12 protein-coding genes (2 of these 12 only partly in view) are annotated in these 10,000 nt (G+C 43.2%); 9 read left to right on the top strand and 3 right to left on the bottom strand.

Annotated features, from left to right (window positions below):
- The 9 genes from QC759_RS11305 to sucC form a co-directional block, all read left to right on the top strand.
- Nucleotides 1–356, top strand: partial view of a DUF515 domain-containing protein gene (locus QC759_RS11305; protein ID WP_048073057.1) — the 3' portion only. The gene continues 1,021 nt to the left of window position 1, outside the view; only the last 356 of its 1,377 coding nucleotides appear in the window; its start codon lies off the left edge, out of view; its stop codon occupies nt 354–356.
- 64 nt (nt 357–420) lie between these two features.
- Nucleotides 421–1,353: a hypothetical protein gene (locus QC759_RS11300; RefSeq protein ID WP_048073058.1), complete on the top strand. Its 933-nt coding sequence runs from the start codon at nt 421–423 to the stop codon at nt 1,351–1,353.
- 113 nt (nt 1,354–1,466) lie between these two features.
- Nucleotides 1,467–2,192, top strand: coding sequence for a class E sortase (locus QC759_RS11295; protein WP_048073059.1), 726 nt, complete (start codon nt 1,467–1,469; stop codon nt 2,190–2,192).
- A gap of 157 nt (nt 2,193–2,349) precedes the next feature.
- Nucleotides 2,350–2,727 carry a dihydroneopterin aldolase family protein gene (locus QC759_RS11290; RefSeq protein ID WP_048073060.1) on the top strand — a complete coding sequence of 126 codons (378 nt, stop codon included), beginning with the start codon at nt 2,350–2,352 and terminating at the stop codon, nt 2,725–2,727.
- Between the two features lie 126 nt (nt 2,728–2,853).
- Nucleotides 2,854–3,075: a 4Fe-4S dicluster domain-containing protein gene (locus QC759_RS11285; protein ID WP_048073061.1), complete on the top strand. Its 222-nt coding sequence runs from the start codon at nt 2,854–2,856 to the stop codon at nt 3,073–3,075.
- A complete protein-coding gene (locus QC759_RS11280) occupies nt 3,065–4,192 on the top strand; it encodes a 2-oxoacid:acceptor oxidoreductase subunit alpha (protein ID WP_048073062.1) in 1,128 nt (375 codons plus the stop codon). The genes QC759_RS11285 and QC759_RS11280 overlap by 11 nt, the downstream gene beginning before the upstream one ends.
- 154 nt (nt 4,193–4,346) lie before the next feature.
- The gene (locus QC759_RS11275) at nt 4,347–5,213 is read left to right on the top strand and encodes a 2-oxoacid:ferredoxin oxidoreductase subunit beta (RefSeq protein WP_048073063.1); all 867 of its coding nucleotides are present in this window, start codon (nt 4,347–4,349) and stop codon (nt 5,211–5,213) included.
- Nucleotides 5,214–5,215: 2 nt separating this feature from the next.
- A complete protein-coding gene (locus QC759_RS11270) occupies nt 5,216–5,773 on the top strand; it encodes a 2-oxoacid:ferredoxin oxidoreductase subunit gamma (RefSeq protein ID WP_048073064.1) in 558 nt (185 codons plus the stop codon).
- 2 nt (nt 5,774–5,775) lie between these two features.
- On the top strand, nt 5,776–6,882 hold the full coding sequence (gene sucC, locus QC759_RS11265; RefSeq protein WP_048073065.1) for an ADP-forming succinate--CoA ligase subunit beta: 1,107 nt from the start codon (nt 5,776–5,778) through the stop codon (nt 6,880–6,882).
- Between the two features lie 226 nt (nt 6,883–7,108).
- On the opposite strand, the gene QC759_RS11260 is transcribed toward sucC, so the two are convergent.
- The 3 genes from QC759_RS11260 to twy1 all read right to left on the bottom strand — a co-directional run.
- Nucleotides 7,109–8,194 carry a hypothetical protein gene (locus QC759_RS11260; protein WP_048073066.1) on the bottom strand — a complete coding sequence of 362 codons (1,086 nt, stop codon included), beginning with the start codon at nt 8,192–8,194 and terminating at the stop codon, nt 7,109–7,111.
- A 395-nt stretch (nt 8,195–8,589) separates the two neighbouring features.
- Entirely contained in the window at nt 8,590–9,462 is an 873-nt protein-coding gene (locus QC759_RS11255) for a DUF1002 domain-containing protein (RefSeq protein ID WP_048073067.1), read from the bottom strand.
- A 189-nt stretch (nt 9,463–9,651) separates the two neighbouring features.
- Nucleotides 9,652–10,000, bottom strand: partial view of a 4-demethylwyosine synthase TYW1 gene (gene twy1, locus QC759_RS11250; protein WP_048073068.1) — the 3' portion only. Its footprint extends 566 nt past the window's final position; 349 of the gene's 915 nt are visible here — the last part of the coding sequence; its start codon lies off the right edge, out of view — the gene reads right to left on this strand; it ends in the stop codon at nt 9,652–9,654.

Raw genomic sequence — 10,000 nt, 5'->3', positions numbered from 1 at the left:
ATGCCAACCTGGAACAATCCCAGGAAATTGCCATTAACACTCTGACCATGACCAACAGTAGAACCCAAACTGCTAACACTGATGTGGAGGAACTCCTTAAAGCAGCGGCATCAAACACCTGGGACTCAACACAGGTTAACAGTTTACTCAATGCCTACGGTTGGAAATTATCCGACTTTGAACGGGCTTCCAATCTGGGTGAACTGGATGTGCAGTACATGGTAGTGCTGGAAGTACCCCGTGAAAATGCCCTGTTCCTGATGCAGAATAGTCAGAGCTTACAGCTGACTGTACCCACCCAGGATGCTCCGGAATGGATGATAACTGAGTTAAAACAGATATACGGAACTGGTTAGATGGATACAGGTGAAGTATCAGTGGAATAAGCTATCAGGAGAACCTAAATTGGGGGAGGCTTAAATGAGCATTAACAAATTATTCATGGCGGTGATAGTTTTAATTCTATTTGCTGTCATTTCATCTTCATGGGCAGCAGAATGGTCCGACACTAAGGATCAACAGGCATGGGTTAAAGAACAAAACTCAGAGGTACTTTTCACCTATCTAGAGTCTACTATAACGGTTACCATTAAAAACAACAATGATCATGTGGAGTACTTTAAGATAAGTCAGAAGTACAATCAGACTTCTCCCTCCATTTACTGGAGAGTAGCCTGGACTAACCCCTCCGCCTTGAAGATGATCAAGTACATGTCCGATGTTGATGCCGATGATCTTGGTTGGAAAATACAACCGGGAGAAACTAAAACTGTCTCCTTTAAGCTAGTTGCCTACCCCTATCCTTCGGCACAGTTACCAGTTTATATTCGTCGGAGCGATTCTATTGATAATACTTTCTGGCCCCTTCTAAATGAACCGGGTCTAACTGCCACCTGGTTCCTTCCCAATGAAATTGAGTACTTGAATCCCAATCTGGATCTGGTATCCTGGAAAGGACACTTCTGTTTCTGGATAAAGAACCAGGATACAACACGTCCACAAGTATCAGGTATTGTGAGGGCTCCTATTGTACCTATTGATTCTAATCTTACCTACAGTAATCCTCAGGTGACCTACATAGATAAAGAGTTACCCTGGGCCAATACAGCGGCCTGGGATGTGGTAATATCACCCGGTCAAAGTCAGCATTACTCTTACACCTATCAGTGGCCACAAACAGCTGCCGGTTCAAAAATAAGTGAAAAAACTTCATCAGCTGCTGTCCCGGCTACTGCTGCGGCCACCACCAACACGTCCGTACCCACATCAAAAACAGGTGTTCCCTTTGGTCTGTTTGTGGTTGGAGCCATAATCTTGGTTGCAGGAGTGGTCTATGCCAAATTCTTCCAGTGAGTTTTAGAAACGGTTATATCCTGATCTTTACATAACTATGGACCAGTGCACTCGGTTAACCTTATTATGGAAACCCGGTTAACCAAAAGTTTAAACATTTTCAGTGAAATTCCATGAAAATCTCCACTTTTTTAATCATTGCCGGGATGATCATCATCTCTTTTTATGCCCTGGTGGAAGTCAATTACTATTCTGCTACCCAGACCATTAATCAAAAACCAGGGGAGACTCCTTATGTCATAATACCTAAAATTGGTGTTGATCAGACCATAAATAACAAATCAGTGGACTACGGAATCTACCATGAACCCCAATCTGCTAAACCCGGCAGTGGAACGGTGGTCTTATTTGGGCACCGCACCCTTCATGGTTCTCCCTTTCTCAAACTGGACCAGTTACAGGCGGGTGACAATATAACTCTGGAATGGCCAGGAATAGGTTATGTGGAGTATATAGTTGAGAACAGTACCATTGTACCGGCAGATTACCGGTTGTCTGTGGAGCAGGGTGATGTGTTATTTTTGATCACCTGCTACCCCCTGGGATCAACTAAAGAGAGGTTGATGATCGAGGCTAAACAGGGGAAGATGTACCCTATCAAAACTTCCCGAGTAGCCAATCAACAGCAATATTATGCAATTGCAATAATACTTGCATTTATGGTTTGTGGAACTGTATTAAGTTATTTTTATCCGGTAAAGGAGGATAAAATCATAATTTTCATAGCTACGGTGGCTTTGACCTTCTTTCTGACGTTGGGTTACTTCTTCCCTACTCCGGCCGGTGCAATTGAATCAAACATATCCCAGATCACTAACTTTCTAGGTTTGGGATTTTAACTGTATAAATAGAACATACCCATGTTTTAATCTTTTGTTTAAGAAAATAAGTTCTTACTACTCTTACTTTTAAAGTTCCGATTAAAAATCAGGATGTTCAAATAATAGAAAATTAAATCCAATTATATAATCCATTATAATAGTACCAGGTGTTAGAATGAGTGATGAAAAATATTTCCAGAATATTACCACCCGGGAACGGGCTATATTTGAAGGGGCCATAACCATGGGTGCACTTTTCCACCAGTTCGTGGGGACACCAGTAGACCGGGACACGGCCCCCTCACTGGAAAAAGCCATGGAACAATCCCTAACATTACAGCCCTGTATCAACAGTGTGGAAGTAAAAATTGACCGTGAAACGTTAGAAAATGCTGGAAATGAATACCAGTACCTTTCCCTCACTGGAGATATGCTGGATGTGAAGGTTACCTCTGAATTTGAAGGGGTGAAAGTGGTGGTGCGCATGCACTACATTGAAGAGCTACAGTATCCTTTGATGTATGTGGAAGAAGTAGATTCGAGTGACCATTGAATCCAATTAAAGTTTATACAACGTATTTTAAGGGTTGTGGATATTTCAGGTCTTTATCAATAGGGACCAGCATCAACAATTATTTAAAATATCACCGCTAATATTTTATAAAAAATGGTAGATTTCATGATAACCGTTAATGAGAATCTGTGCAAAGGCTGTAACATCTGCACCGAGTTCTGTCCCCGTAAAGTTTATGGGAAATCAGGGAAGCTCAATAAAAAGGGTGTGAATGTTCCAGTACCTGAAAATGAGGACAAGTGCACCCAGTGTCAGCTGTGTGCCATGATGTGTCCTGATCAGGCAATAAAAGTAGATGAAAAAGTGGATGATGCGGATGAAAACTGAGGATTATTTTATACAGGGTAACGAAGCCTGTGCCCGGGGCGGAATTAAAGCAGGATGTCGTTTTTTTGCCGGCTACCCCATAACTCCCTCCACCGAGATAGCAGAAGATATGGCATTGTTCCTGCCCCGTGAGGGAGGTACCTTCGTCCAGATGGAGGATGAAATATCCGCCCTGGGCGCAGTTATCGGGGCGGTATGGTCCGGTAGAAAGGCCATGACTGCCACTTCTGGGCCAGGATTTTCCCTAATGCAGGAACATATAGGATATGCCGTAATGACCGAAACCCCACTGGTCATAATAAACATGCAGCGAGGATCTCCATCCACGGGACAACCAACCATGGCCAGTCAGAGTGATATGATGCAGGCCCGTTGGGGATCCCACGGGGACTACGAAGTCATAGCCTTGTGCCCCTCATCAGTACAGGAATGTTTTGATTTTACAGTGGAGGCCTTTAACCTGGCGGAAAAGTACCGGGTTCCAGTAATGGTCATGAGTGATGAGATCGTGGGCCATATGAGGGAAAAAATAAGCATACCCGAGAAGGTTAACATCACTACCCGCCAGATGCCCACTCAGGGCCCAGAGGACTTTTTACCCTACCATGCCGAGCCTGATGGGACCAGTCCCATGCCTGCTTTTGGTGATGGATATAAAATGCATATCACCGGACTCACCCATGATGAAAGGGGCTATCCTGATGCATCTAATCCAAAAACCCACGCCCAACTGGTCAAACGTTTATGTGACAAGATCTTGCACCACACTGATGAAATTGCAAGGATACAAAGTGAAAATGTGGATGATGCTGAGGTAATTGTGCTTTCCTATGGTGCACCTTCCAGATCAGCCCTAAAAGCGGTTAGAACAGCTAGAAAAGAGGGTTTAAAAGCAGGATTTGTTAAACTGGATGTGGTGTGGCCCTTACCGGAAAAGATGATCAGGGAAGCAGTTGGAGAAGCCCAGCGGGTAATTGTTGTAGAAATGAACCTGGGACAGATATTCTACGAGATTCAAAGGATCCTTCCCCAAGATGTGGAGTTAGCTTCCAAGATCGGTGGTGAAATGCACCTTCCCGAGGAGATCTTGAAAGTAATAAAATCGGGATCAAGTTAGGTGCATAATCGTTAAATAACAACAACTAGGCTTATAGGGATGAATAAGCCAGATAAGTCAGATATCTTAACTATTAGATAATTAAATTATTCAAGGGCATTTGGAGTTAAAAATTATCAAATTTAATTATTTTCATCCCATGGAGATGGAGAAGATGGAAGAAAACAGGGAAAATCGTTTTATGAAATACTTAAGGAAGGACAGACTTCCCCATATATTCTGCGCAGGATGCGGAAATGGAATTATCATGAACACATTCTTCAATGGTATGGAAATGGCTGAGGTGGATTTTGAAGATGTGGTAATGGTGTCGGGGATAGGATGTTCCTCTCGAATACCCGGCTATGTTAAATGTGACTCTTTGCACACCACACACGGACGCCCCATATCCTTTGCTACCGGTGTTAAGCTGGCCAACCCTGAAAATGAAGTAGTGGTATTCACCGGGGACGGGGATGCAGCGGCCATCGGAGGTAACCACCTTATCCATGGAGCGCGCCGTAACATTAACCTCACCGTTATATGTATCAACAACAGCATCTACGGAATGACCGGAGGACAGATCAGTCCCACCAGTCCCCGGGGAAGTTATGGATCAACCGCACCCTACGGGGCAATCGAAAGACCATTTGACCTTTCCGAACTGGTTAAAGCAGCAGGTGCAACCTATGTGGCTCGATGGACCACAGCACAACCAGTGCAGTTATCCAATGCCATTAAAAAAGGACTTCAGAACAATGGATTTTCCTTCATAGAGGTAATTTCCCAGTGCCCCACTTACTTTGGGCGTAAAAACAAGATGCGCACTCCGGTGGAAATGATGCAGTGGATGAAAGAGGCCAGCATCGTAAAAAGAAGAGCAGACAAACTTTCTAATGAAGAACTAGAAGGAAAGATAGTTGTGGGAGAATTCCAAGCTAAAAAAGAAGCAGAATATTCAGATAGGATCTGCCAACTACTGGAAGATAAATGCACAACTGGAAAGCCATCTGCAATCAGATCAGCATACCAGGGGGATTGAAGTTGCGTAAAGAAATCAGAATAGCTGGATTTGGTGGTCAGGGAGTTATACTGGCAGGAATCGTCATAGGTAAGGCAGCAGCCTTGTATGATGGTATACACGCCGTGCAAACCCAATCTTATGGGCCAGAAGCGCGAGGAGGTGCTTCAAGAACAGAACTGGTTATCAGTGATGAGGAAATTGATTATCCTAAGGTCCATAATCCTGATATATTTGTGGCCATGTCCCACGAAGCCCTGGTTGCCTACCTAGATGGATTGAAAGAGGGAGGAATCCTGATAATCGATCCAGATATGGTGAATGAGGATGAAATCAGTTCCTTTGTGAAAGAACACCATATTCAAGTTTACCATGCACCGGCTACCCGCACTGCTGATGAAAAGGTGGGGCTGCGTATCGTGGCTAACATCGTAATGATTGGAGCTATAACTGGTTTCACCAAAGTTATATCTGAAGAATCAGCCCGTAAAGCCATAGCAGCCAGTGTACCTCCTGGAACAGAGGACAAAAACCTCTCGGCATTTGAAGCAGGAATGGAACTTTCCCAGCAGGAAGTGTGAACATGAAAGTCCATGAATACCAGGCCAAAGAAATATTCAAAGCAGGAGGGATACCAACACCCCCAAGTATAGTGGCCGAAACACCGGAAGAAGCTCAGGAAGCTGCTGGAACCATCAAAAAACCAGTAGCCATAAAATCCCAGGTATTGATTGGTGGACGAGGCAAAGCTGGAGGTATTAAATTTGCAGATAATCCGGAAATGACTTACCAGCTAACAAAAGAACTATTAGGGAGTACTATACGGGGAGAAACTGTTCGGAAAGTGTTGGTTGAGGAAATGCTGGATATCCGGGATGAATTATACCTCAGCGTGGCTGTGGACCGGTCGGCCCGCAAACCACTTATAATGGCCAGTAAATCTGGTGGGGTGGATATTGAACAGGTAGCCAGCACTACCCCCGACAAAATATATAAGTATCACCAGGACCCTCTGGAGGAGTTCATGCCCTACCAGGCCCGGGAAATAGCCCGTAAAATGGGAGTGGATAACGAGCTCATATCTCCGGTGGGAGGTATCATCTGGAAACTTTACCAGATATTCCTGAAGTACGATGCCAATATAGCCGAGATCAACCCTCTGGTTCTCACCAACCAGGGAGTTATTGCTGCTGATGCTAAACTGGATATCGATGATGATTCCCTTTACCGCCACCGGGATATGGCCCAGTTTAAAGCAGAATCTGCTGATGAATTTGCTTATGTTAAACTGGACGGTGATATTGCAGTTATTGGTAATGGTGCCGGTCTCACCCTCACCGGGATGGACATGCTCAAACTTTATGGTGGAGAACCCGCCACTTTCCTGGATATAGGTGGAGGAGCATCACAGGAAAACATTGCCCGTGCACTGAACCTGGTTATATCCAACCCTCAAGTAAAAGTAGTGTTTTTAAATGTTTTAGGTGGAATAACCCGGGCGGATGATGTGGCCCATGGGGTTATCAGTGTGTTAAAAGAGTCTAAACGGGAAGTGCCCCTGGTCATACGGCTCACTGGTACCAATGAAGAAGAGGGGCAACGCTTACTCACCGAAGCGGGAGTAAGTTACGAAACCTCCATGGAAGCCGCTGCCCAGAAAGCAGTCGAGCTATGCCATAGTCTGGAATAAACATAGTAAATGATTTTAGTAGGGATTAACTCCACTATTTTTCTCTACTATTAATTTTACCCTTTTAGTTTATTTGTAACATTTAATTTTTAAAAATACTTAGAAATTGTAGTTATAACTTGTTTATAGCAAGAATTAGGACTTTTTATAGAAAGAAATTATAAAAATTTATTAGGGAGGAAATTTCTCTAAGAATACTTTTAGAGGTACTTTTCTCACTTTTTTTTTATCTTAAACTGGATCTTACGGATACCAGGTGAGCTACCACCATAGCCGATAAGAAAATATAGGTTAACATGGCAGAACCGTTGAGGGTTCGGTTGAATAGGAAGAGTCCAATTATACTCTGGGCTATGAATGCAGTTAACGCCCCGATGAGAAGTGCTTCCCTTCCGAGGTATCTTCTACTTCCCACTCTTCTTTTGCTGCGGTATTTACGGAGTACGTAGAAACCACTGGCCATAACAAATGCACACCAGCATAATAATGCTAAAAGACCTCCGTATCCGAAGTCAAAGGCCACACCAAATATCCCGGGGAGCATGTAGTCGATGATATCTTTTTTGGTGACTAAAACCCCGAAAAACAGGGGGAAAGGTAGGGTTAAGGTGTTGATCAGGTTCATGGGTAGTGAAAGGTACCCATCAGAGCCACCTAAACAGCTTGATGCCCAGTAACAGGAACCCTGTACGTGTCCCCACAGTTGGGTGTTGTTTATAACCATTTTCAGACTGGGAAGTGAGTATTCTTCTATCCGGCTAAGCCTTAGTAGGGGACTGAGAACAGATGCATTTAACACCTTGGATAATATTTCCAGAATTGCAAAACCACCTACAGCTGCTCCTACCGCAGTTACAACCCTCTTTCGAGTGATTTTAACACTTCGGCGGAAACTCTTGGACATTATGAAGTATCCTATAAACCAGCCCAGGAACCATAGTATCAGGAATGACCGGTGCATCAGTCCTCCGGCAACTGCTATCACCCCGAAAAGTATCAGGGACAAGGCGGTGATGGAGGTGGATTTAATTTCAACCTCACTCAACAGGCTGGCTGATGCTGAAAGAGTTACCCAGGCAAAAACTGCCAGGGGACCGAAGGGGTGGGTGAACTCCTGATGGGAAACAAAGGGTAGAAAGAGCATGGCAGAATCAATACTGAAAATTCCCGCCAGTAACATGGTTAAAATAAGGGATAAGAAAAGTACCATACTTAAAGTGAAGGGAATAATGTTTATGAGCAGTAAAACACCCATGTGTATTATCACTGCTACTTCTATTATTAATTGCAAATGGTTCTGGGCAATTAGCATGATTATCACTATTTACGACAACAACTTATTCTGACACAAATGTAATTCATTTTTTAAACCAAGTGGATAATTGTTTAGGCCATGCATACGTTATCCTAATTTTTAGCCGGAGATCCACTATCTTTTGATAATCTCATCTGGACCGTTCATTAAATAATTGGAACTGGTTCATCCTTAACTTTTAATGTAGGATCTAAGAAATATAATGAAAGGTCCCGGCCAGTTGATCTTGGTTTTTATCATTATACCTATAGTACTTGGAAAGTGTTTTTTTATTATGGGAATAGTATAATTTTACAGATTGATCATCAACAGCAGTCTGGAAACTCTTAATGGCATTATCTAAACTTATTATTTATAATTTTGCCTGTCAAGGTATCCCGAGATGTTAAATTTTACTGCGTTCCCAAGAGACTCATTAAGTAATCGTAAAAGCTCTGCAGATAATTTTTTATCTGATCTAGTATTCCCTGGGACTGGCTGGCCTGTTGTGTGGCAGCTTGGAGCTGATTTTTGAAATCAGTAAGGCTGCCCTGAACTTTCTGTGAGTTGGCCAGGGTATTGGCTATGTCCTGTGCTTGCTGGTCGGTCAGACTTATATTCAGGCTGTTGGCCACATTGATAACTATGACCTTTATCTGTGCTGGATCCTGCAGGTTTTGTTTCTGCACTTCCTGTTTGGCCTTGTCAAAAAGTTCGGCTACTTTATCTGCACTTTGACCAGTTTGGTTGGCAATTTGAGTTTCGGTGTAAAGTTCTTCAGTGGCAGCTTTCTTTGCTTCTTCGGGTATGGCCGTACCAACTGCTACTTCGTAAGATTCCAAAACTCCGGTTAAGGCTGATTCACCGGTAGCACTGACTGGTGAAGTAACCACCACATAACCGTTTTCAATACCAGTGGATTTTAAGGCATTGGCATACATTTTAGAGGTCACGGTGTTTATTTTGCTGGTATCCACAATGATTCGGATGCCTTGACTGTAGCTCAAGTCTACCAGTGCACAGGAAAAGATCTGATTAGAGTTGTAAGTCCGCCCGGTGATGTTTTTGGCAATTTGATTCACCTGTGAAGCAGTCACCACCTTGGTATTGGAATTATTCAAATTTTTATCGGTGTGTGAATCAAAATAACTATCCACCGTACTTTTGTAGGTGGGGTTTTTGTAAGTTGTCTCTCCGTAGGTGATTGCAAATCCCGAGGTACCTGCACTGTATATGGGACTTAAAAATATGGTTAATATTATTAAAGCCAACAACAACCTTTTCATACCAAGCACTCCTTTAGATCTTAGTTTTTAACAATTATCTCATCTTTCCATACTATCTATGTTCAACACCTAATTAAATCTATGGGAAAATTATGATTCAAAACTGTCATTGGGTTCCTGAAACTCCTTCCTTTGGGCAATAGAATGGAATAAATGGAATCATAACTGGGACATCCCTATAGTTTTTCTTCAGGCCAGGAGCACCACTCTGCTTTCAAGGGATTGGTCCACGATCTCCCGTCCACATAAACTGGCGATATTTTGGGCAAAACTTAAAATATCCCTGGATCGGGGCATATTTTCGAATTTTAAACGTTCACGTGAGCTGCCTACATACATGTAGGCTTTGATCTCCACAAAGTCAGGGTTGGTGCTTTCAATGATCCGTGCATATTCCTCGGGATGGGTCATGTTGTGACCAGCAACACAAGTCATCCGGATTACGGTGCGGCAGTTGAAACTGGATAAAAGTTCCAGTGAATGATTTAGCCGTTCCCAACCGTCAGGGATCTGGGGGTCGCATATTTTCTGGTAAACT

Source organism: Methanobacterium formicicum, assembly GCF_029848115.1.
In the GTDB taxonomy this organism is placed as follows: domain Archaea; phylum Methanobacteriota; class Methanobacteria; order Methanobacteriales; family Methanobacteriaceae; genus Methanobacterium; species Methanobacterium formicicum.
This window is presented reverse-complemented; position numbering and strand designations above follow the sequence as displayed.